General features: G+C 64.9%; 24 protein-coding genes and 4 tRNA genes. 7 read left to right on the forward strand and 21 right to left on the reverse strand.

Translation table 11 applies throughout. From position 1 onward, the window contains the following. The first annotated feature begins 19 nt into the window (after positions 1–19). Positions 20–1,468 carry a deoxyribodipyrimidine photo-lyase gene (locus WC585_RS11095; RefSeq protein ID WP_373258045.1) on the forward strand — a complete coding sequence of 483 codons (1,449 nt, stop codon included), beginning with the start codon at positions 20–22 and terminating at the stop codon, positions 1,466–1,468. Here the strand turns inward: WC585_RS11095 and WC585_RS11100 are convergent. Next, on the reverse strand, positions 1,465–3,039 hold the full coding sequence (locus WC585_RS11100; protein ID WP_373258046.1) for a cryptochrome/photolyase family protein: 1,575 nt from the start codon (positions 3,037–3,039) through the stop codon (positions 1,465–1,467). The genes WC585_RS11095 and WC585_RS11100 overlap by 4 nt on opposite strands. On the opposite strand from WC585_RS11100, the gene sseA reads away from it, so the two are divergent. Continuing rightward, positions 3,039–3,869: a 3-mercaptopyruvate sulfurtransferase gene (sseA, locus tag WC585_RS11105; RefSeq protein ID WP_373258047.1), complete on the forward strand. Its 831-nt coding sequence runs from the start codon at positions 3,039–3,041 to the stop codon at positions 3,867–3,869. The genes WC585_RS11100 and sseA overlap by 1 nt on opposite strands. 1 nt (position 3,870) lies before the next feature. Here sseA and WC585_RS11110 read toward each other — a convergent pair whose 3' ends face one another. From WC585_RS11110 to WC585_RS11170, 13 genes are all read right to left on the reverse strand, one after another. Then, a complete protein-coding gene (locus WC585_RS11110; protein WP_373258048.1) occupies positions 3,871–5,193 on the reverse strand; it encodes a dicarboxylate/amino acid:cation symporter in 1,323 nt (440 codons plus the stop codon). 29 nt (positions 5,194–5,222) lie between these two features. Beyond that, entirely contained in the window at positions 5,223–6,335 is a 1,113-nt protein-coding gene (locus tag WC585_RS11115) for an amino acid ABC transporter substrate-binding protein (protein WP_373258049.1), read from the reverse strand. A gap of 78 nt (positions 6,336–6,413) precedes the next feature. After that, a complete protein-coding gene (locus WC585_RS11120) occupies positions 6,414–7,157 on the reverse strand; it encodes a Crp/Fnr family transcriptional regulator (protein ID WP_373258050.1) in 744 nt (247 codons plus the stop codon). A 69-nt stretch (positions 7,158–7,226) separates the two neighbouring features. Further along, positions 7,227–7,454, reverse strand: coding sequence for a hypothetical protein (locus WC585_RS11125; RefSeq protein WP_373258051.1), 228 nt, complete (start codon positions 7,452–7,454; stop codon positions 7,227–7,229). A 45-nt stretch (positions 7,455–7,499) separates the two neighbouring features. Continuing rightward, a tRNA-Arg gene (locus WC585_RS11130) sits at positions 7,500–7,576 on the reverse strand. Positions 7,577–7,664: 88 nt separating this feature from the next. Next, positions 7,665–7,970, reverse strand: coding sequence for an ETC complex I subunit (locus WC585_RS11135; protein ID WP_373258052.1), 306 nt, complete (start codon positions 7,968–7,970; stop codon positions 7,665–7,667). A gap of 93 nt (positions 7,971–8,063) precedes the next feature. Further along, positions 8,064–8,140: transfer RNA gene (locus WC585_RS11140), tRNA-Pro, on the reverse strand. Positions 8,141–8,189: 49 nt separating this feature from the next. Beyond that, the gene (locus WC585_RS11145) at positions 8,190–8,675 is read right to left on the reverse strand and encodes a DUF192 domain-containing protein (protein WP_373258053.1); all 486 of its coding nucleotides are present in this window, start codon (positions 8,673–8,675) and stop codon (positions 8,190–8,192) included. A gap of 29 nt (positions 8,676–8,704) precedes the next feature. After that, entirely contained in the window at positions 8,705–9,271 is a 567-nt protein-coding gene (locus WC585_RS11150; protein WP_373258054.1) for a cold-shock protein, read from the reverse strand. A gap of 255 nt (positions 9,272–9,526) precedes the next feature. After that, positions 9,527–9,601 (reverse strand) — tRNA-Glu (locus WC585_RS11155). A 61-nt stretch (positions 9,602–9,662) separates the two neighbouring features. Further along, a complete protein-coding gene (gene recJ, locus WC585_RS11160) occupies positions 9,663–11,465 on the reverse strand; it encodes a single-stranded-DNA-specific exonuclease RecJ (protein ID WP_373258055.1) in 1,803 nt (600 codons plus the stop codon). Continuing rightward, positions 11,465–12,421 carry a class II fructose-bisphosphatase gene (glpX, locus tag WC585_RS11165; RefSeq protein WP_373258056.1) on the reverse strand — a complete coding sequence of 319 codons (957 nt, stop codon included), beginning with the start codon at positions 12,419–12,421 and terminating at the stop codon, positions 11,465–11,467. The genes recJ and glpX overlap by 1 nt, the downstream gene beginning before the upstream one ends. Positions 12,422–12,486: 65 nt before the next feature. Further along, complete coding sequence (locus WC585_RS11170; RefSeq protein ID WP_373258057.1) at positions 12,487–12,933, reverse strand: hypothetical protein; 447 nt, start codon at positions 12,931–12,933, stop codon at positions 12,487–12,489. Positions 12,934–13,023: 90 nt separating this feature from the next. Here WC585_RS11170 and phaC point away from each other — a divergent pair, with 90 nt between their 5' ends. Together phaC and WC585_RS11180 are read left to right on the forward strand one after the other, a co-directional pair. Then, positions 13,024–15,036, forward strand: coding sequence for a class I poly(R)-hydroxyalkanoic acid synthase (phaC, locus tag WC585_RS11175; RefSeq protein ID WP_373258058.1), 2,013 nt, complete (start codon positions 13,024–13,026; stop codon positions 15,034–15,036). Beyond that, the gene (locus WC585_RS11180; RefSeq protein ID WP_373258059.1) at positions 15,033–15,416 is read left to right on the forward strand and encodes a hypothetical protein; all 384 of its coding nucleotides are present in this window, start codon (positions 15,033–15,035) and stop codon (positions 15,414–15,416) included. Before phaC ends, WC585_RS11180 begins: the two co-directional genes overlap by 4 nt. Before the next feature lie 4 nt (positions 15,417–15,420). Here the strand turns inward: WC585_RS11180 and msrB are convergent, their stop codons facing one another. From msrB to rplM, 4 genes are all read right to left on the reverse strand, one after another. Continuing rightward, a complete protein-coding gene (gene msrB / locus WC585_RS11185; RefSeq protein ID WP_373258060.1) occupies positions 15,421–15,918 on the reverse strand; it encodes a peptide-methionine (R)-S-oxide reductase MsrB in 498 nt (165 codons plus the stop codon). Between the two features lie 47 nt (positions 15,919–15,965). Further along, positions 15,966–16,913 (reverse strand): N-acetyl-gamma-glutamyl-phosphate reductase, encoded by a 948-nt coding sequence (argC, locus tag WC585_RS11190; protein WP_373258061.1) that lies wholly within the window; start codon positions 16,911–16,913, stop codon positions 15,966–15,968. Positions 16,914–17,014: 101 nt separating this feature from the next. Beyond that, positions 17,015–17,512, reverse strand: a complete 498-nt coding sequence (gene rpsI / locus WC585_RS11195) for a 30S ribosomal protein S9 (protein WP_373258062.1) — start codon at positions 17,510–17,512, stop codon at positions 17,015–17,017. A gap of 2 nt (positions 17,513–17,514) precedes the next feature. Continuing rightward, positions 17,515–17,991: a 50S ribosomal protein L13 gene (gene rplM / locus WC585_RS11200; protein WP_373258063.1), complete on the reverse strand. Its 477-nt coding sequence runs from the start codon at positions 17,989–17,991 to the stop codon at positions 17,515–17,517. Positions 17,992–18,317: 326 nt separating this feature from the next. On the opposite strand from rplM, the gene WC585_RS11205 reads away from it, so the two are divergent. Then, entirely contained in the window at positions 18,318–19,730 is a 1,413-nt protein-coding gene (locus tag WC585_RS11205) for an alkaline phosphatase PhoX (protein ID WP_373258064.1), read from the forward strand. Here WC585_RS11205 and WC585_RS11210 read toward each other — a convergent pair. Then, positions 19,699–20,766 (reverse strand): COX15/CtaA family protein, encoded by a 1,068-nt coding sequence (locus tag WC585_RS11210; protein WP_373258065.1) that lies wholly within the window; start codon positions 20,764–20,766, stop codon positions 19,699–19,701. The two genes, WC585_RS11205 and WC585_RS11210, sit on opposite strands and share 32 nt — an antisense overlap. A gap of 134 nt (positions 20,767–20,900) precedes the next feature. Here WC585_RS11210 and WC585_RS11215 point away from each other — a divergent pair, with 134 nt between their 5' ends. Both WC585_RS11215 and WC585_RS11220 read left to right on the forward strand, forming a co-directional pair. Next, on the forward strand, positions 20,901–21,152 hold the full coding sequence (locus WC585_RS11215) for an LPXTG cell wall anchor domain-containing protein (protein ID WP_373258066.1): 252 nt from the start codon (positions 20,901–20,903) through the stop codon (positions 21,150–21,152). Next, positions 21,152–21,358 carry a DUF2842 domain-containing protein gene (locus tag WC585_RS11220; RefSeq protein WP_373258067.1) on the forward strand — a complete coding sequence of 69 codons (207 nt, stop codon included), beginning with the start codon at positions 21,152–21,154 and terminating at the stop codon, positions 21,356–21,358. The genes WC585_RS11215 and WC585_RS11220 overlap by 1 nt, the downstream gene beginning before the upstream one ends. 115 nt (positions 21,359–21,473) lie before the next feature. On the opposite strand, the gene WC585_RS11225 is transcribed toward WC585_RS11220, so the two are convergent. Then, positions 21,474–21,550, reverse strand: a tRNA-Pro gene (locus WC585_RS11225). A 51-nt stretch (positions 21,551–21,601) separates the two neighbouring features. Beyond that, positions 21,602–22,027 (reverse strand): MerR family transcriptional regulator, encoded by a 426-nt coding sequence (locus WC585_RS11230; RefSeq protein ID WP_373258068.1) that lies wholly within the window; start codon positions 22,025–22,027, stop codon positions 21,602–21,604. Positions 22,028–22,032 lie beyond the last annotated feature (5 nt).

Below are 22,032 nucleotides of genomic sequence, written 5' to 3' on the forward strand. Positions count from 1 at the left end.
TATCATGGAGCGCGACCGCATGACCACCAAGGCCGACGACAGCTCCGTCATCCTGTGGTTCCGTCAGGACCTGCGTCTGGCGGACAATCCGGCACTGGGCCATGCGGTGAAGAGCGGTCGTCCCGTCCTGTCGGTCTACATCCTCGATCAGGGCAGCCGCGTCCGGCCCATGGGCGCGGCCTCGCTGTGGTGGCTGGACAAGTCTCTGCGTGCGCTGGCGGCTTCGCTGAAGAAGCATGGTGCTGAACTGATCCTGCGACGCGGCGACAGCGAATCGGAACTGCGTCGTTTGATCGATCAGACGGGGGCCGAGTCGGTCTACATGAACCGGTTGTTCGAGCCCGATGCCTTCGCCCGCGACGCCGACATCGCCCACAGCCTTCAGGCCGACGATATCGAGTGCAAGGGCTTCAACGGGACGTTGCTGTGCGCGCCGGGAAAGGTGCTGAACGGCTCGGGCCAGCCGTACAAGGTCTTCACGCCGTTCATGAAAGCCCTGCTGGCCGAGGCGACACCGCCGGCGCATGTCGCGATCCCTCGGCACATCAAGGCCCTGACTGACGTCGCCTCAGACGACATCGACGACTGGGGGCTACACCCGACGCGTCCCGACTGGTCCGGGGGCTTTACCGGCACGCCGGGCGAGGCCGGAGCCAAGGCAGCGCTGGATGCCTTTCTGAGCACGGCAGCAAAGACCTACAGCCGCGACCGCGACCTGCCGGGCAAGGCGGGGACCAGTCGTCTGTCCCCTCACCTGCATTTCGGCGAAATCAGTCCGTGGCGGGTCGTGGAGACAGCCCGGGACAGCAAGGCCGCTGGCAAGGAGGCCGAGAAATTCATTTCTGAAGTCGTCTGGCGCGAGTTTTCGGCCCACCTGCTGGCCGCCTTCCCCCAGATTACGACCCAAGCCTTCCGGCCCGAATACGACGCCATGCCCTGGCGCAAGGATGCCAAAGCCCTGAAGGCCTGGCAGACCGGCCAGACTGGCTATCCAATTGTGGATGCCGGCATGCGCGAGCTTTGGGCCACGGGCATCATGCACAACCGCGTACGCATGATCGTGGCGTCCTTTCTGATCAAGCACCTGCTGATCGACTGGCGCGAGGGCGAGGCCTGGTTCTGGGACACGCTGGTGGATGCCGATTTGGCTTCCAACGTCCAGAACTGGCAGTGGGTCGCGGGGTCAGGCGCGGACGCCGCCCCCTATTTCCGCATCTTCAACCCCATCACCCAGGGCGAGAAGTTCGACGCCGACGGCACTTATGTCAGACGATGGGTGCCGGAGGTGCGACGCGTGCCGGACAAGTGGTTGCATTCTCCCTGGACGGCCCCGCCCGAGGTCCTGCGCGACATTGGCCTGAGGCTCGGCCACGACTACCCGCGTCCGATCGTGGACCACGCTGAAGGCCGCGCGCGCGCGCTGGCGGCCCTGAAGACCGTGTCCAACAAGGACGACCCGGAGCCCTAGTCGATCGGGACCGCGCCCAGCGTGGTCCGGCAGCTCTCGGCCTCGTCCAGTAGGGCCTTGCGCTTTTCTTCGCCAAAGTTTTCCAGCGTGCGGTAGGGCATGGCCAGTCGGACATTGTCCCGCAGCCGTCCCCGGTTTCGTTCCAGAAAGCCCCAGTACAGCCGGTTGAATGGGCATGCCCCCTCGCCCGTCTTGGCCTTCACATCATAGCGGCACGGGCCGCAATAGTCGCTCATCCGGTCGATATAGGCCCCCGACGCCGCATAGGGTTTCGATCCGACGATCCCGCCGTCCGCGAACGTCGCCATCCCTCGCGTATTGGGCATCTCGACCCACTCATAAGCATCGGCATAGACCGTCATGTACCAGTCATCGACGGCGTCCGGATGCACCCCCAGCAGCATGGCCAGGTTGCCGGTCACCATCAGCCGCTGAATATGGTGGGCATAGGCATTGGCCCGCGTCGTCTCGACGACATCGGCCACGCAGGCCATGTCGGTCTCTCCGGACCAGAAGAACCACGGCAAGGCCCTGTCCGCATCCAGGAAGTTGCGCATCCGATACTCCGGCACCTTCAGCCAGTAGATGCCGCGCACGAACTCCCGCCAGCCGATGATCTGGCGGATGAAGCCCTCGACCGCATTCAGCGGGGCCTTGCCCGCCCGGTAAACCGCCTCCGCCCGCCGACACACGTCCAGTGGATCGACCAGTCCCAGGTTGATCGAGGTCGAGATCAGGCCGTGCCACATCCATGGCTCGCCCTCGGCCATCGCATCCTGCCAGTCCCCGAAGGACGGCAGCACCTTCTCCAGAAAATCGGCGACGACGACCTCGGCCTGTTCCGCCGTCGTAGGCCAGCCGAAGCCGTCCAGATCACCAAAGTGGTCGGGAAACAGCCGTGCCACATCCGCGATCGCCCCTTGCGCCACCGCGTCTGGCACCGTCCGCAGCCGATTCGGCGGCCGCAGGCCCTTGGTCAGCTTCTTGCGGTTCTCGGCGTCATAATTCCACTGCCCGCCCTCCGGCAGTTTTCCATCCATCAGGATGCCGGTCTCGCGCCGCATCTCGCGATAGAAGAACTCCATGCGCAAGGAGGATTTGCCCGAGGCCCAGCGCCGGAACCGGTCATGGGACGCGATGAAGCGTCGGTCCTCGCGGATATCCACCGGCACCCGCCCCACGCCCGCGAAGGTCGCAAGCGCCTCGGCCAGCCGCCACTCGCCGCATTCGGTAATGGCCACGGCCTCGAACGATTGCCCCTCCAGCGCCCTATGCAACTCCCCGACGACAGAGTGGCTGTTGTCGGGATCGTCGATCCGGACATAACGCACCGTCACGCCGCGCTTCTCCAGCCGCAGCGCAAAGCTGCGCATGGCGGCAAATGTCAGGGCGATCTTCTGCTTGTGATGCTTCACATAGGTGGCCTCGTCGCGCACCTCGGCCATCAGGACGACGTCACGCTTGGCGTCCAGCCCCTCCAGCGCGGACAGTCCGTCCGACAACTGATCGCCCAGCACCAGGCGCAGCGTTCCCCTGCCCGCCCCCGTGTCGTCTGTGCTAGTCTTGGCCAATGGCCTCTCCCCTGATCTCCGCCACCGCACTCGCTGCCCGCTTTAATGATCCTACGCTGCGGGTCGTCGATGGCTCCTGGCACCTGGACGGTCGCGACGCCCGCGCCGATTTCGAGGCCGTGCGCATTCCCGGCTCGGTCTTCTTCGATCTAGACGCCGTCTCAGACCACACCTCGGACCTGCCGCACATGCTGCCGACTGCCGCAGCCTTTGCCGAAGCGGCCGGTAGCTTAGGCATCGCAGAGACCGACACCATTGTGGTCTACGACACCGTCGGTTTGTTCTCCGCTGCCCGCGTCTGGTGGACATTCCAGGTGATGGGCACGGCCAACGTCTTTGTGCTCGACGGCGGGCTTCCTGCCTGGCAGGCCGAGAGTCGCCCCGTCGAAACCGGCACCCCGCCAAAACCAGCTCCCGCGACCTTCCGCGCCACCTTGGCCTCTGACGCCGTCGCAGATGTCCCGACAGTCATGGCCGCCCTCACCGGCGATACCCAGGTGGTCGATGCCCGACCCGCCGCCCGCTTCGCGGGCCAGACGCCAGAACCGCGCGCCGGACTGCGCCCGGGTCACATGCCCGGCGCGCTGAATCTGCCCATGAAGTCGGTCCTCGACGATGCCGGTCGCCTGAAGCGGGGCGAGGCTCTGGCTGAGGCCTTCCAGCATGCCGGAGTGGACCTCGGCCGTCCTATCGTCACGACCTGCGGCTCCGGCGTCACCGCCGCTGTCTTGAGCCTGGCCCTGGCGGAACTCGGCTCCGACAGCCGCCTGTACGACGGGTCCTGGGCCGAATGGGGTGCCCGGTCGGACACTCCGATCCAGACCGGCTGACCTAGGCCGGCGGTGCCACGGGCACGTCGTCGCCGGGCTGGATCGGCACATCGTCTTCGCCACGCGACACGACCGTCGCCAACACCAGATCGCCGGTGACGTTCAGCGTGGTCCGGCACATGTCCAGGAAGCGGTCCACGCCCAGCACCAGACCGATGCCCTCGGCGGGCACGCCAACCATGACCAGAATCATTGCCACGACCGGCAGCGACCCGGCAGGAACTCCTGCCGTCCCGATCCCGCCGAGGATGCAGACCAGCATGACCACGAACTGCTGGAACAGGCTGAGCTCGATGCCGAAGAACTGGGCCAGGAACAGCACGGTCACCCCTTCGAAGAGGGCCGTGCCGTTCTGGTTTGCGGTGGCCCCGACCGTCAGGACGAAGCGCGCGATCTTGCGCGGCAGGCCCAGCTGCTCGTCTGCCGCCTTGAGCGCCACTGGCAGGGTGGCGTTGGACGAGGCCGTCGAAAAGGCCACCACCATGGGCTCGCGGATACCCCGGAAGAAGGCCAGCGGCGACCGCTTGCCCAAGGTCCAGACGATCGTCGGATAGACCACGAACATGTGGATCGCCATCGCGCCCACGGCCACGCCGGTGAAGGCCGCCAGCCGAACCAGCAGCTCCCACCCGAACAGCGCCGCCAGGTTGAACATCAGGAAGGCGATGGCGAACGGAGCCAGTTTGATGACCAGATTGATCAGCTTCATCGTGACCTCAAGGATGCCCTCGATGGTCTGCTGGAGGCGGTCGGTCGCCGGGCTCTTGGCCATGACCAGGCCGATACCGAAGATCAGGGCGAATACCATAACCGGCAGGATTTGATTTTCGGCAGCGGCCGTGAAGACGTTCGACGGGATCAGTTCAAGGAAGAACTGGCCCAACTGGATGCTCTCGGGCGCGTTGTCGACGATATTGCCGGCCCCTTCGGCACCTTGTGCCAGTAGCTGGTCGGCCAGGATGCGATCGACGCCCGCGCCCGGCTGGAAGACATTGACCATCACCAGTCCGATGATCACGGCGATGCCGGACATCAGGATTGTCAGCGCCAGAGTTTTCCAACCCGCACGTCCCAGCGATTTCAGGTCGCCCATCTCTGCCACCCCGACCACAAGGGCCGAAAACAGCAGCGGGATCACCAGCATGAACAGCAGGCGCAGGAAGATCTGCCCCGCCGGTCCGGTGATGTTGGTCGTCACCCAGACGACCCATTCCGTTTCCGGACCCACCAGCATATTGACGGCCAGACCGCCTCCCAGCCCGACCACAAAGCCGATCAGCATCAGCCAGTGAAGCGGCAGTCCGCCTTTTTTGGTCGCTTCCATATATCCCCCGGCCCGTTGATCGGGCGCTGTCATCGAATGGGCAGGGCGTAGATCAGGCCGCCCGGCCTAGCGTTCCATTGTGCGTTAAGCCCCCGCTCAAGGTCGAGCGGAGAATCCACGCCGATGTTTCTGGCAAAGATTTCGCCATAGTTGCCGCGCGCCTTGATGGCGCGTGCGGCCCAGTCATCGGACAGACCCAGCGTCGCGCCCAGTTCGCCTTCAACGCCCAGGAGGCGGCGAATACGCGGATCGGTCGCTTCCTCGATCTGGGCATCCACGGTCTCGGACGTGACGCCCAGTTCCTCGGCCGTGATCAAGGCATTCAACGTCCAGCGCACGACAGAGGTCCAGGCCTCGTCACCGCGCTTGACGGCCGGCCCCAGTGGCTCCTTCGAGATGACGTCAGGCAGGATCATGTGCTGGTCAGGGCTGGCCAGCGTCGTTCGCGCCGCCGCCAGGGCCGAGATGTCGGCGCTCAGGGCATCACATTCCTCACGCCCATAGGCCGCCGCCGCCGCCTCGGCACTCACCGCCTCGACCTTGCGGTACTCCAGGCCACGTGCGCGGAACCAGTCAGCCACATTGCCTTCGGAGGTCGAAGCCCGCTGAACGCAGACGCGGGCCGTATTCAGTTCCTGCGCGCTGGTCAGGGTCAGCGCCCGTCGCACCATGAAGCCCTGACCGTCGTAATAGTTGACGCCCGCGAACCGCACGCCTTCCTCAGCCTCGCGCGACAGGGTCCAGGACGTTTCGCGCCAGAGGACATCGGCGCGGCCGCTGCGCAAAGCTTCGAACCTTTGGGCATTGGACACGGGCACGAATCGCACGGCGTTGGCATCGCCCAGCACGGCTGCGGCCAAGGCGCGACAGAAGTCGACGTCGAAGCCCTGCCACTGACCGCGATTGTCCGTATAGGCGAAACCGACCAGGCCCTCGTGGACGCCGCAATTTAAGCGGCCCCTCGCCTTGATCGCGGCCAGCGTCGGGCTGGCGAATTCGGGAGCGACGGTGCTGGTCTCGGTCGCAGGGGCTGTATCGTCCGCCGTTTCGCCACCGCCGAACAGATCACAACCGGCCAGGCCAAGACCCAGGGCCAAGATCACACCTGTGATCGCTGCCTTGCCTGCCTTCACTGGCTGCATGTCCGTTTCACCGTCGTACTGACCCTCGTCGGCCCTTTAGAAGCGTTCGCGCCGTCGGTATCAACCGCCACGAGGCATTTAGTCCTCGGGTTCAAGCATATCCTGACCGGGCGCCAGACCCAGTCTCTCGGTTCGCGTCTTCTGAATCATGTAGCATTCGCAGGCCGCCCCCTCGAGGCGCCGCCGATTTTCGACGCGCAGGGCACCACGTGCGTAGGAGATGGCACCCTGACGTTTCAGCTCCGCAGCACCGGCCGACACAGTCGTGCGCTGCACGCCCAGCATGACCGACATTTCTTCCTGGGTCAGCTCAAGTGCGTCCCGGCCGGTCCTGTCGCATAGCGTCAATATCCATCGGGCCAGTCGAGATGTGCTGTCGTGGATCGCATTGCAGGCGGCATTCTGGGCCCCCTGGGACTGATTGTCGTGGGTCAGCAACATCAGACGCTTCAGCAGGCGGGGGCTCTCGCCCACCTGTTTCCTCAGCGCTGCTGCGGACAGGGCGATGATGGTGTCGCCTTCACGCACGGTCACCCGCCACGCACACGGAGCCTCGGCCAGGAAGGCGGCCAGGCCGGAAACGCCTTCCGATCCGACCGTCGAAATCTCGACCTCGCGTCCGTCGCTGAATGCCATGAGATTGGACAACTCTGTGGCGACCGGAAAATGCACTTCGCGAATACGCGATTCCTGCTCGATCAGGACCTGATCCTTTTCGACCTTCATGCGGCGCAGATGCGGCTCCAGCGCGATCTGATCCGCCTCGTCCATAGATTCCAGCAGACCATTGCCGCTGTTATCCGCGCTCAATACGCTGGCCATATCTTGTATCCGGTCCCCAGCGCCACCGTAGCATGACACCCATGCGCTACACCGACCGCGCCTAATATTCTACACCGCCGTGGCGACCGCTTCTATCCGGTAGAAGACAGTCCCGTCCTCACGCGCCACCGTCAGGCCGAAGACACCACCTCCAATCAGTTTCGAGGCTTCGCCCGGCAGCAACTCCGCCAGGCTGGCCACGGCACTGGCGCAGGCGGCCGCGTCGTTGGGCAGGGTCTCCCCGTCGGCATCGACGGGTGTTCGTTCTGATGTGGTGTCAAAGAAGTAGCGCGGCATGACCGGGAAAGCCGCCCCAGACGTCTTTGTTCCCTATGGCCAAGTTGGCGCGCCCAGCAGGACTCGAACCTGCAACATCCCGCTTAGAAGGCGGGTGCTCTATCCGGTTGAGCTATGGGCGCTCTCGCGGCTCAAGTAGCGCAAAGCGCGGTAGCCGCAAAAGAAAACTCGGCTCAAGCAGCGAGACGCCGAGCGATAGCCACCCTCTGATCAATGCGTCCAGGGCTGCTTGCGGAAAGTGGCGAAGTTGTCGGCGTAGGCCTTGATGATCACCGGCGGCTCTTGCGGCTCATGCAAGCGGAAAGGAATGCCATGGCGCTCGGCATAGGCCACAGCCTCCTCGGCACTGTCGAAGGTCAGACGAACCTGACCGTTCATGTCGTCGGAACTGGTCCAGCCCATGAGGGGATCAATGGTCCGCGCCGAGGCCGGCTCGAATTCCAGGCGCCAGCTCAGGGTCTTGGCCTTGCCCGACTGCATGGCGGTCTTGGCGGGACGATAGATGCGGGCCAGCATGGCAAACCTCGGCTCTGCAGCACTGAGGCACCGCGCCGACTCTGCGCTCAAGAAGCGAGCGACCGCGTCGCGAGCGTTAGCGCCCCAAATAAATGGTCGGAGTGAGAGGATTCGAACCTCCGACCCTCTGGTCCCAAACCAGATGCGCTACCAGGCTGCGCTACACTCCGGCGGCGGGATGTGACACACTCGAGCCTGCGCCGCAACGCAGCAAATCGCTTATTCGGCAAAGAATGGGTGTCGGACCCTATCTCCAGCCTTGGCCCCAATCTGGGAGGCGCGACCCGCACGTAGTTCCAGAACGCCGCTGGCAGGACCGTTCGAAGGGATCAGCGCATCGCTGTTGGGCGGCGCATTCGGAGCGATCGAAACGATCACGCCGCGCGGATCGATGTAGATGATGTCCAGCGAAGAGGGCGTATTGTGCATCCAGAAGGCGCGCTCTGCGACATCCGGAAACTGAAACAGCATGCCTCTGTCATCCGCCAGGGGTGGACGCCCCATCATGCCGCGCTGGCGTTCTGCATCATCGTCAGCGATCTCGACCATGAAGCGGTGCTCACCGGAACTGGTCACGACCGTCAGAGGCTCGAGTGGATTGCCCTGTGCATCCTTGGGCGTGCCCGCGCCTGCGCAGCCGGACAACAACGTCAGACTGACGACGCCTGCCGCCAGACCGCTCAGAAACCCACGACGATTCGACATAGACTCACACCCTCATAGGGCGGTCATGATCAACCGCCCGGTCTGATTTCCGCAACCACCAGGCCCTTTGGCCCGTCGGCGAACCGCACCGCGACGGCTTCGCCCGGCAACAGATCATCCAGTCCGCAGCGCCGCAAGGTCTCGACGTGCACGAAGATATCTCCTGGCTCGTTGTTTCGCACCACGAAACCATAGCCCTTCGTGCGATTGAACCATTTGACGACCGCTACTTCCATACCGGCGGCGCTGGCGTCGTCCACCGTCAGTGCAGCAGGATGCTGGCGAATGCCGTCGTAGGCGGATCGACGTAGGGGCTGAGTGGGGCCTTCGCCTTCGCCAAGCTCATGCACCTCGGTGACCTGCCAACCCTTGGGGCGACGTGTACAGTCACAAACTATCGGTGCCCCTTCTCCTGCCGTCTCGAAACCCTTGTCACGCAGGCTGGTGACGTGCAGCAGAACATCACGATCTTCGGTCAGACCGGAATCATCAGGCACGATGAAGCCATATCCCTTACCCGGATCGAACCACTTCACGTGACCGATGACACGAACAATCGCCACCGCACCCGTCTCAACGCCCTCGTAGTCCGACACAGCCACCCCTCCGCCCGCTTAACCTTACGGACGAGTTCCGTTTAACACGGTTCTGTGAACTCAGGAAAAGAGAAAAAACGCTGGTCGGGAGAAGCCGATGCAAATTTATTTGCGCTGGCGTGAGCTTCCATCGGGCGCGGCGCACGGCTGTTTCACCCTGGCACCACAGCGCAACCCATGAGCAGATGTCATAGGCCGGGGCACCCTGATCAGGGAAGTCCGTTCTCAGGTCTCAGGAGATGGAATGCCCCGCGCTGGCAGTCCCTAGGGGAGTCGAACCCCTCTCTTCAGGTTGAAAACCTGACGTCCTAACCGATAGACGAAGGGACCGCTGCGCGGGGAAGCGGCGATATAGCCGCCGACATTCGGGGATGCAAGCGCCGATGGCCGATTAATTCATCCGCGGATCAGCGACGTCCTCGACCTCGAACTGCACACCCTTTCGGCCGTTCCAGTCGTCCGCCTTGAGGCGACCTACGACGCTCAACCCGCCCTGCCCCGACAGCAGCGCCTGACCTGTCGGCAGGTCCGAACAGCGCCAGGCGATGGCCTTGACCGAGGCTCCGTCCGCCCCGACCAGGCGGCATCTGACATGTCCGCCCGTCATGGCCACAGCATCTCGGGCTGCGACATGCGACAGCGCGAACAAAGGCTCCGGATTGGCCGGACCGAAGGGAGCCAGTTGCTCAAACTGCTCGAACAGGACGCGCGTCGCCGCACCCGGCTCGATAAGGGCATCGATTTCCACACCATCCAATGCCTCGGCATGCGCCTGCTCGCCCGCCATGCGGTCGTTCAGGAAATCTCTCAGACGCCCGATATCGTCGACGCGCACCGTCAGGCCCGCAGCCATCGCATGGCCACCGCCCGCGATCAGCACACCCTCGTTCCAGGCCGCCTGAATAGCCCGCCCCAGATTCATGCCCGTTTGCGAACGCCCCGAGCCCTTGCCGATGCCGTTGATCGCATCGACGCCAATCACCACCACGGGCTTACGCCAGCGTTCGCGCAGACGGCCGGCCACGATCCCGACCACGCCGGGATGCCAGTCCGCCCCCTCGATGACCACGACCGCAGAACCATCGTCGTGCGCCCCCGTGGCCTCGACACGCCGCGTGGCCTCCTCGGTCACCAGGCGCTCAACCTCGCGGCGCTCGATGTTCAGCGCATGGAGCTCTGCCGCCAGGGCCGAAGCCTCAGCCTCGTCATCGGTCGACAGCAACCGCGCGCCCAGGTCCGACTTGCCGATCCGACCGCCAGCATTGATTCGCGGCCCCAGGATGAAGCCTGCGTGGTTCGACTTGGCGGGACCTGGCTCGGCTCCCGCCGCAGCCAGCAAAGCCCGCAAGCCCGGATTGCCCCAGTCGGACATGACGCGCAGCCCCAGACTGGTCAGGGCCCGGTTGAACCCAGTCAGGCCGGTTACATCACAGATCGCCCCCATGGCCGCCAGATCCAGCCATTGGCGGATGTCCGGCTCCTTGCGATCCTCGAACAGACCCTTGCCTCGGCCCTCGCGGTTCAGCGCAGCCAGAAGAACGAACACCACGCCCGCCGCCGCCAGATTGCCCTGGCCCGAGGTGTCCCCCGGCCGGTTCGGATTGACCACGGCGGCGCAGACCGGCGGATGCTCGCGCATCATGTGGTGGTCGATGACCACGACCTTCAGCCCGATGGCCGCCGCATGGGCCACCGCCTCATTGGCCGCCGCGCCGCAGTCCACGGTGATGACCAGATCCGCTCCGGACGCCTTCAGCGTGTCGAACGCCTTGGCGCTGGGCCCATATCCCTCGGTCAGGCGGTCCGGCACATAGATGGGCAGGTCAGTCCCCAAGGCCCTGAACCAGCGGACCAGCAAGGCCGCGCTGGACGCGCCGTCGACATCATAGTCGGCGAACACATGAATCGACTGACCGGCCTGCAAGGCCTCGACGATGGTTCGTGCAGCGACGTCCATGTCCATGAAGCTGGACGGATCGGGAAACAGTGCCTTCAGCGTGGGGTTCAGGAAGTTTGCGCCCTGATCGGCCTGCACCGCTCGCGACGCCAGCGCTCGCGCGAGCGGCTCGTCCAGCCCCAGCGCCTGCATGTGCGCGCGGACTAGCCCCGCCTCGGCCGGCCTCTGCCGCCAGGCCCGGCCCGACAGCGAGCGGGAGATGCCCAGAAACGCAGGCTGGCCCGCGCCGTCGGCCATCAGACCGGACGGATCGTGCGGATGCGCTGGACCGTGCGGGTCGAGGAATCCATCACCAGCGTATGGGTCGAGACGAAGCCGTCCTTCATCTGTACCCCGTCCAGCATGGCCCCCTTGGTCACGCCGGTCGCCGCGAAGATGGCGTCCTTGGAGACCAACTCGTGCAAATCGTATTTGCGGTCGAAATCGGTGACGCCCGTACGATTGGCCCGCGCCCGCTCCTCATCATTGCGGAAGATCAGCCGCCCCTGGAAATGCCCGCCCACGCATTTCAGCGCCGAGGCGGCCAGCACACCTTCCGGTGCCCCGCCGGAGCCCAAATACAGGTCGATGCCGGTCTCCGGCTCGGCGGTGTGGATCACGCCGGCCACATCGCCGTCGGTGATCAGCATGACCTTGGCCCCGACCTCGCGCAGGGCGGCGATCAGCTCGGCGTGGCGCGGACGGTCCATGACGCAGACGGTGATGTCTTCCGGGCGCACGCCCTTGGCCGAGGCCAGCGAGCGGACATTGTCGCCCGGCTTCATGTCCAGATCGACCGTTCCGGGCGCAAATCCGGGGCCGATGGCGATCTTGTCCATATAGGTGTCGGGCGCATGCAGCATGCCGCCGCCGGGCGACATCGACAGCACCGTCAGGGCATTGGCCATAGCCTTGGCGGTCAGGGTCGTGCCTTCCAGCGGGTCCAGAGCGATGTCGATGGCCGGGCCTTTGCCGGTGCCGACCTTCTCGCCGATGTAAAGCATGGGGGCTTCGTCACGCTCGCCCTCGCCGATCACGATCTTACCATCGATATCCAGCGCATTCAGCGCCGTGCGCATGGCGTCGACGGCCAGTTGATCGGCGTGCTTCTCGTCACCACGCCCGATCTGGGCCCAGGACGCGATGGCGGCCAGTTCAGTCACCCGCGCAGCATCGGCGGCCAGCGTTGAGGCGTAAGGGGCCAGATCGGCCATGGGCGTATCTCCTTGGGGGATGATCGCCGGATTCTCCGATCCGGGCGAGCGCGTCGATCAGTAAGTTATTGGCGGCGCGTGATGGGCGGTGGCGCACGGCCGCGTTCGCGGGCACGGCGCAGGTATTCATCGATTTCGGCTTGGGTCTGCTGGGTCGCCGGCGCGACGGCAGTGGCCGCCACCCTCGCCCGCAGCGCCTCGGCGAACGCCGCCGAATCGCCGGGCAGTGTCCAGTCGATCCGGGCGACTTCACCCGCCAAGGCTCCCTGCGTGACCCTCAGCGTATTGACCTCTGCGGCAATGGCGGTGGGGGTCGGGGCAGGCTGATCCGTCTTCGGAAAGTCGGCCCAGCGCGGATACTCGCGATTCGCATCGACCAGAGCCTGAACCCTTGCTGCAATCGGCGAAGTCTCGTCTGTGCGGGGGTTGAACGACGACGCACAGGCCGTCAGTGCCGAAGCGCAGACCACCATGACCAGGACGCTGCCGATTTTCTGGATCAATGCGTTCATTTCAGGTGCGCTCATATGCCATGATTGCGACAGGCGGAAGGGCGGGCGCGCGGCTTGCCCTGTCTGACGACGATCTCAAGGAGCCTGACCATGGCCAAGCCCCCGTCCAAGTCGGTCCCGAAGACGGTGCCTGACGCGGCTTCGCGTGCGCCGCGCAAGTCGGGTCGCCCGACGTCAGCAAAGCCGCCTCGTCCCCGCGCCAAGGCGGCCAAGCCAAAGATCGAGCCCACCCCCTCCCCTGTCGTCGAAGCCGTTCAGGCCGATGCGCCCCCGTCCCCGACACCGGAACCACAGCCCACATCAGAAACCCCCTCTTACCCCTTCGGCGACGTCGGCTCCGAACAGCGTCAGATGATCGAGAGCCTTTCGCTGAATCTGGCCCGCGCCGCGATGACGGCCCAGACCGCGATTGCCGAGGCCGCCCTGTCTCAGGCGGACCGCCCTGCCGCCCTGTCGCCCGACCCGTTCAACGTCGGCCCGGCAATGAACAGCGTGATGACCAGCCTCGCCTCGCGCCCCGATCGCCTGTTCGCCGCCCAAGCCGATCTGTTCAACCGCTACATGGACCTGTGGGCCACCACGACGCGCCGCGCGGCAGGCGACGACACGCCCCCCGAACCGTCGAAGGACAAGCGGTTCAAGGACCCGGCTTGGTCCGAAAACCCCATGTTCGACATGATGCGCCAGTCGTATCTGGTCACCGCTGACTGGATGAACGGCCTGGTCTCCAGCGTCGATGATGTCGATCCCCTGACCAAGCGACGGGCCGAGTTCTTCACCAAGCTTTTGACCGACGCCTTCTCGCCGTCCAACTTTCTGGCTTCCAACCCGGCCGCGCTGAAGGCCCTGGCCGAGACCAATGGCGAATCGCTGGTGCGGGGGATGCAGAATTTCGCCGCCGACATGGAGCGCGGTGCAGGCAAGCTGAAGATCAGCCAGGCCGATTATGGCCAGTTCGTCGTCGGCCAAAACGTCGCCACCGCGCCGGGCCAGGTCGTCTGGCGCGACGAGCTGTTCGAACTGATCCAGTACGATGCCGCGACGGACAAGCAGCGGGCCATCCCCCTGCTGATCTTCCCGCCCTGGATCAACAAATTCTACATCATGGATCTGCAGCCCGCGAACTCGCTGATCCGCTGGCTGTCGGCGCAAGGGTTCACCGTCTTCGTCTGCTCCTGGGTCAATCCGGACAGAGACAAGGCCGAGTTCGGCTTTGACGACTATCTGGACAAGGGCATCTATCGCGCCATCGAAAAGGTGCTGGAGCAGACTAGTGGCAAGCACCTGAACACCGTCGGCTACTGCATCGGTGGCACCCTGATGGGCGCGGCCCTGGCCCATATGGCGGCGAAAAAGGACGAGCGGGTCACGGCCACAACCTTCTTCGCCGCGCAGCACGACTTCGCCGAGGCGGGCGACCTCCTTCTGTTCACCGACGAGCACTGGCTGGCCCAGGTCGAGGAACAGATGGATGCGGCTGGCGGCGTCCTGCCCGGCGCGGCCATGGCCGAGACCTTCAATGCCCTGCGGGCCAACGACCTGATCTGGTCGTTCTTTGTGTCCAACTATCTGATGGGGAAGTCGCCCGCTGCCTTCGACCTGCTGTTCTGGAATGCGGATCAGACCCGCATGCCCAAGCGGCTTCACATGGACTATCTGCGCTCCATGTATGGCCAGAACCGGCTCAGCCAGGGCACGTTCGAGATCGGCGGCCTCACGGTCGATCTGTCCAAGGTCACCATCCCGCTGTATTTCCAGGCCAGTCGCGAGGACCACATCGCGCCGATGAACTCGGTCTATCGGTCGGCGCGGGCCTTCTCCAATGCCGACGTGACGCTGACTCTGGCCGGATCGGGGCATATCGCGGGGGTCATTAATCCGCCCAGCGCCAACAAATACCAGCACTGGATCAACCCTGCCCTGCCCGCGACCCTGGCCGAATGGCAGGCGGGGGCCGAGGAGCATCCCGGCAGCTGGTGGAACCACTGGGCCGACTGGCTGCATGACAAGTCGGGCGGATGGGTCGCGGCCCGCGACCCCAAATCCGGCCCTCTTTCGCCGCTAGAACCGGCCCCAGGCTCCTATGTGAAGGTCAAGAGTTGACGCGTATCGAACCGAACCTGCTGCTGGCCTTTGCGACCGGCATCCCGCTTCTGCTCCTGACGATGACGGCGACCGTCTATGGCGAGCCTGGTCCGGTGTGGCTGAACCCGGCGCTGGCCGTGCTCTACACCGTCATCTACGTCGGCCTGAACCAGCCGCTTTCGAAGCTGATGAAGATGAACGCCCAGCGGCCGCCCATGATCAGCCCGCTGGCTCCGACCTCGGCCGTCTGGGCGGGGATATTTCCCAGCATCGTGACCGTCCTGGCGGTCGTGCCGTTCTTCATCCGCGGCTTCAACTACGGCCTGATGGTCGTGATCGCCTCGATCCTGTTCGGGGTGACGGTCCAGTCGGCGATCACGGCCCGCAAACAGGCCTGAGCCGTCAGGCGGGCACGAACTTCAACGCCACGCCATTGTTACAGTAGCGTTTGCCCGTCGGACGCGGGCCGTCGTCGAACACATGGCCTTGGTGTCCCAGGCAGCGGGCGCAGTGATATTCCACGCGCGGGATGCCGATCGCATAGTCGGTCTTGGTCCCGATATTGGCGGCGATGACGTCGTAGAAGCTGGGCCAGCCCGTGCGGCTGTCATACTTCCACTGGGACCGGAACAACGGCAAGTCGCAACCGCGACAGATGAAGGTCCCGCGCCGGCTCTCGTTGTTCAGGGGACTAGAACCCGGCCGCTCGGTCGCCTCGTGCCGCAGGACGTCATAGGCCGCGCGTGGCAGCCGCTGTCGCCATTGCGCATCCGTCACGCGGCGAAAGGGCGAGTTGGCGTACTGACGGGTGGAGGCGTCCGCCGTCCCCGGCGCACAGCCGGTCAGGGCGACCGCACCGGCGGTCAGGAACAGGATTCGGCGGCTCAGAGCTTGGGTCATGCTTGGATATACGTCGACAAGACCGCAGAGGTTTCAAGCGCGGCGGATCAGCTCAACCCCGCCCCTTCGTCCAACGCCAGCATCAGGTTCAGGTTCTGCACCGCCGCGCCGGACGCCCCCTTGCCCAGATTGTCCAGCAAGGCCACCAGCCGCGCCTGACCGCCCGACCGGTCGCCGAACACATGCAGACGCATCCGGTTGGTGCCGTTCAGGCCCTCGGGATCCAGCCCGGACATCGCCTCGGTCGCCGACAGCGACGCCACTTCGACGAAACGCTCGCCATCGTAGGTTTGGGCCAGCACGTCATGCACGGCCGCGACCGACGGCGATCCGGGCAGGGCCGACAGGTGCAGCGGCACTTCGACCAGCATCCCCTGGCGATAGTTCCCGACAGCCGGTGCGAACAGCACGTCGCGCGAGAGGCCCGTGTGCCGCGTCATCTCGGGGACATGTTTGTGTTTCAGCGACAGGCCATAGGCGCGGAACGGCGTCGGGGTGCCGGCCTCGAACTCCGCGATCATCGCCTTGCCGCCACCGGAATAGCCGGACACCGCATTGACCGTCACCGGCCAGTCGGCGGGCACCAGCCCGGCCCGCACCAGTGGCGCGATCAGGCCAATGAAGCCGGTCGGATAGCAGCCCGGATTGGACACCCGCGTCGCGCTCGCGATCCGCTCTCTCTGGCCCATCTGGCCAAGGTTTTGGGCCATCTCCGCAAAACCATAGGTCCAGGCCGGATCGACCCGGTAGGCCGTGGAGGCGTCGATCACCCGCACCTCCGGGGTCTCGATCATGGCCACGGCCTCCTTCGCCGCCTCATCCGGCAGGCACAAGATCACCGCGTCAGCCGCGTTCAGCGCCTCGCGCCGCGCCTCGACCTCGCGCCGCCGGTCGCCCAGCAGGATCAGCTCGAGGTCGCTACGCGCCTCCAGCCGCTCGCGGATCTCCAGCCCCGTCGTCCCGGCCTCGCCGTCGATGAAGATGGTGTGGGTCATCGGACACTCCAGACCCTTCACCCCTTGCGGGAGAAGGAAACAAGAAAAAGGCGCTCCAGGTTTCCCCGGAGCGCCTTTGTAATCCCACTCGCGGTTGCGAGTTAGCGCTTCGAGAACTGGAAGGACTTGCGGGCCTTGGCGCGGCCGTACTTCTTGCGCTCGACGACGCGGCTGTCGCGGGTCAGGAAGCCGTGCGGCTTCAGGACCGGGCGCAGGGCCGGCTCATAGTGGGTCAGGGCGTGCGACAGGCCGTGGCGGATCGCGCCGGCCTGGCCGGACAGGCCCGAGCCCTCGACGGTGCAGACCACGTCGAACTGGGTTTCACGTCCGGTGACGACCAGCGGCTGGGCGATCATCATGCGCAGGATTTCGCGGGCGAAATACTGCATCTGGTCCTTGCCGTTGATCGTGAACTTGCCGGTGCCGGGCTTCACCCAGACACGAGCGATCGCGTTCTTGCGCTTGCCGGTCGAATAGGCACGACCCTGGGCGTCCAGTTTCTGGACGTAGACGGGGTGCTCTTCGCCCAAGCCGGGGGATTGCATGCTCTTCAGAGCATCAAAACCTGTGGCGGCTTCGGTGTTGGTGACGTCGGTCATGCTCAGACGCTCCGGGTGTTCTTGGGAGAGGCCGACGCGAAGTCGATCGTCTCGGGCTTCTGGGCTTCGTGATCGTGGGTCGAACCGGCGAACAGGCGCAGGTGCGTCATCTGCTTGCGAGCCAGCGGGCTCTCCTTGGGCAGCATGCGCTCGACGGCCTTTTCAAGGACACGCTCGGGGAAGCGGCCGTTCAGGACCTTTTCCGGGGTCGTCTGCTTGACGCCGCCCGGGTGACCGGTGTGGCGGTAGTAGATCTTGTCGGTGTTCTTCTTGCCGGTGAACACCACCTTGTCGACGTTGGTGACGACGACATAGTCGCCGCAATCGACGTGGGGCGTGTAGTCGCCGCGGTGCTTACCGCGCAGACGGTTGGCGATGAACGTCGCGAGACGGCCCACGACGACGCCTTCGGCATCGATGTGGATCCACTTCTTCTCGACGTCGGCCGGCTTCAACGAAGCCGTAGTGCTCTTCAGCATGACGTGGGTTTCCCGGGAAGGCGATACGATGAGCCCCTCCCCACCATATGGCCGGAAGAAGCGGAAGGCGCGCTTACTAGGGGATGACAGGGTTGGGGTCAATGATTGATGTCACCCAAACATGCCGATATGTCATTGTATATATTGGTCTAATTTAGTAAGGTATTAAAATACCGCATATGTTTGGCAGAATGAGGCGCGTTTCTACCGGCGATCCATCATGCGGGAGATCGTGATTGCCTGCGTCATGGCGTCGTTCGTCACAGAACCATGATGATCCCGCCACCCCGGCCCTGCATAAGACAGCATCCACGGAGTCTTCTCGCATGCGCCCTGATCGTCGTCAGCTTTTCACTGGTTCTGCCGCTGCGGTCGCCTTTGCCGGTCTGGCCCGCAATGTCAAAGCCCAGGCGGCACCGGCGGGCGAGACCTATATCAATGATGTGCACGGCTACGGCCCGCTGATGGCCGACCCCGACAAGCTGCTCGATCTGCCCGAAGGCTTCACCTACGAGATCGTCTCCCAGAGCGGCGACACCATGGACGATGGCCTGTTCGTGCCGGGTCAGCCGGACGGCATGGGCTGTTTCCCTCTGGATGGGACCCGCGTCGCCCTGGTCTGCAATCACGAGCTCAAAGGCTCCAGCGCGCTTCACCGCAATCTCGGCCCCGGCGGCTTTCACCAGCAGCGCATCGGCCTGCTGGACGCGTCAAAGGGCTATGACACCTACAAGGACGGTCGCGCCCTGCCCGGCGGCACCACCACACTGATCTATGACCTCGCCACACGCCGGAAGGTCAGCCAGCATCTGTCCCTTGCCGGCACCTCGACCAACTGCTGCGGCGGCCATACCCCCTGGGGCAGTTGGCTGACCTGCGAGGAGACGACCGAAACGCCCGCCACCCGCGACGTCACCAAGCCGCACGGCTTCGTCTTCGAAGTCCCCGCCACGGCGACCGGCCTGGTCGATCCCGTGCCGCTCAAGGCCATGGGCCGGTTCGATCACGAGGCGGTCTGCATCGACCCCCGCACCGGCATCGTCTATGAGACCGAGGATCAGGGCGACGGCCTCTTCTATCGCTTCATCCCCAAAACGCCCGGCAAGCTGATCGAAGGCGGTCGCCTCCAGGCCATGGCTTTCAAGGACAAGCCCCGCGCCGACACCCGCAACTGGGACAGCGCCGAATGGGCCGTGCGCGACTGGCGCGAGGTCGTCTGGATCGACATGGACGACGTCGAATCGCCGAATGACGACCTGCGTCTGCGTGGCCATGCCTCCGGGGCGGCCCTGGTCGCGCGCGGCGAAGGCATCTTCTGGGGCGACAACGAACTCTACATGACTGCCACCTCGGGCGGGCCTCTGAAGCGTGGTCAGATCATGCGCTACATCCCCTCGCCCGACGAAGGCCAAGCGGGTGAGACCAGCCGTCCCGGTCGCATCCAGCTGTTCACGGAAAGCACCGACCTGCGCACCATGAACATGGCCGACAACATCTGCATCGCACCCTGGGGCCATCTGATCGTCTGCGAGGACAACTATTCCAGCGACATCCGCAACCACCTGAAGGGCGTCACGCCGGACGGGCAGGTCTATGCCATCGGCCGCAATGTGTTCGCGGGGAATTCCGAGTTTGCAGGAGCCGTCTTCTCGCCCGACGGCGAGGTGCTGTTCGTGAACATCATGTACCCGGGCATCACCCTGGCGATCAGAGGACCTTGGTCCTCGGTCCGGACATGAACAGGCGCGGCTGAGATCGGCGCACCAGCCACAGATTGATCGTCACCACGGCCAGGACCAGAGCCGCCCCGGCCTGGTGCAGCGCTCCCAGCCACAACGGCACGGCATGGATCAGGGTCACGACACCCAGCGCCGCCTGCATCCACAGCACGGCTGCTACTACCATGGCGCTGACGCCCAGCCCCTCGGCCAGCCGCCAGCGCCACGCCTGTACCGCATAGATCGTCCCGCCGATCAGCAGGCCGTAGGCCGCGATCCGATGGTTGAACTGCACCAGCGCCTGATCGTGCAGGAAGGTCAGCGCTCCTGCGCCCCACTCGACCGGCGGCAAGACCGACCCGTTCATCAGCGGCCAGTCCGTATAGACGAACCCCGCCTTTGCTCCCGCCACAAGCCCGCCCAGCAGGCATTGCACGAAGACGGCCCCCAGCAGCACCGCCGCCCCTCGGCTCCAGCCCACGGGCGAGCGCGAATGCTCCTCGCCGTTCCAGGCCTCCAGCCCAGTCCAGATCAGTCCCATGAAGATCAGCAGCGCCAGCCCCAGATGCGTCGCCAAGCGCTCGGGCGCGACATCGACCCGCTCCGACAGACCACTGGACACCATCCACCAACCGATCAGCCCCTGCAGCCCGCCCAGCGCCAGCAGCACCGCGCACCGCCCGATCAGCCGCTTGGGGATCTTCCGCAGCGCCAGAAACACGAAGAACGGTACGGCAAACACGACGCCGATGATTCGCCCCAGAAATCTGTGTGCCCACTCCCACCAGAAGATCGTCTTGAACCCGTCCAGGGTCATGTCCGGATTGATGTGCGCGTACTGAGGGATCGTCTTGTATTTCTGAAAGGCCTCGGCCCAGTCGGTTCCGTTCATAGGCGGCAAGGCCCCCATGATCGGCTTCCACTCGGTGATCGACAGACCCGATCCGGTCAGGCGCGTCACGCCGCCGACCACGACCATGGCGAACACCAGGGCTGCGCTGACGAACAGCCAGACCGCCACTGCCCGGCTCTGCCCACCTGCGCTAAAACGCTTCATTCGACGCCCGCCGTTCCGACCGTTACACTGCCCCCGGTGGCACTGGCTCACCGTCGGGATCAGCGGTATGCCCGCCCCCGGCGACGAGTGCCAGTCGCTTTACGGCGTCTGATCGCCGCAACAGGAGACGCTGCTTGCCCTACGCCCAGATCGCCGCCGCCGTGGCCATCGCCCTTGCCCTGGCCGGTGTGGCCGACATGCTGACCGGACGCCGCGGTTTCTTCGCCACGGCCCTGGTCTCCGGCGTCGGAGCGGTCGCGGGCTGGTTTCTGGCGGTCAGGGTTTTCGGCGTGGCCACGTCACAGCAGTGGCTGTGGCTCGCATGGTCGGGCATCGCAGCGGCTCTCGCGCTAGGCACCTTCTTCCTGTTCCGGAACAAGCGCTGATGGGCCCGCGTGGCCGTCGCCTGGTCGCCAGCCTGGGCACTGTGGTCTTTCTGATCTTCTACGTCTGGGCCGTCATTGCCATCGGCGACCATCTGCCGAACTCGCCATGGATCGACATGGCTTTCTTTGCAGTCGCTGGCATTGCCTGGGGCGTACCCCTGTTCCCGCTGTTCAAATGGGCCGAGGGCGGCAAGCCGAAGGACTGAAACGACACTTGCCGCAAGCAGCGCGTCACGAGTGCCAGGGCCAACCCGTCCTCAAGTAGCAAGCGACCGCGTCGCGCACGATAGGACAACAAAGATGAACCGGGTCAAGGGAAGATGGTCGGAGCGACAGGATTCGAACCTGCGACCCCTTGACCCCCAGTCAAGTGCGCTACCAGGCTGCGCCACGCTCCGAGAGGGGCTCCCTATAGACGGGGTTGGCCGGACCGCAAACGGAAAAATGGCCTAACCGGCGCTTCTCATGAGAACCGCATCGAGGCGTGCCCGCGCGCCCTCGATCTCGGCCAGGGCCTGACGCAGGCGAACCGTCGCTCGACCCGACGTCGAACGCGTTTCGGGCATAGCCGCAGCCATTTCATCATCGAAACTGACCAGTCCACCGGGATCACCATAGCGGGCCAACGCCTTCAGCCCCTGCTCCTTGTGCAGACGCAACACGCCCTTGATGGTCAGGCCTTCGTCATGCAGCAGCCGTTTGACTGCCTTCAGCAGCACCAGGTCCTGGGGGCGATAAAACCGTCGCCCTCCAGCCCGTTTCATCGGCGCGATGAAGGCAAATTTGGTTTCCCAGAACCGCAGCACATGCTGGGGCACACCGACCTCGTCGGCCGCTTCGGAGATGGAACGAAAAGCTTGGGGGCTTTTGGCCACGGGCG

The sequence above is a fragment of the Brevundimonas sp. genome (assembly GCF_041648055.1).
Classification (GTDB): Bacteria; Pseudomonadota; Alphaproteobacteria; order Caulobacterales; family Caulobacteraceae; genus Brevundimonas.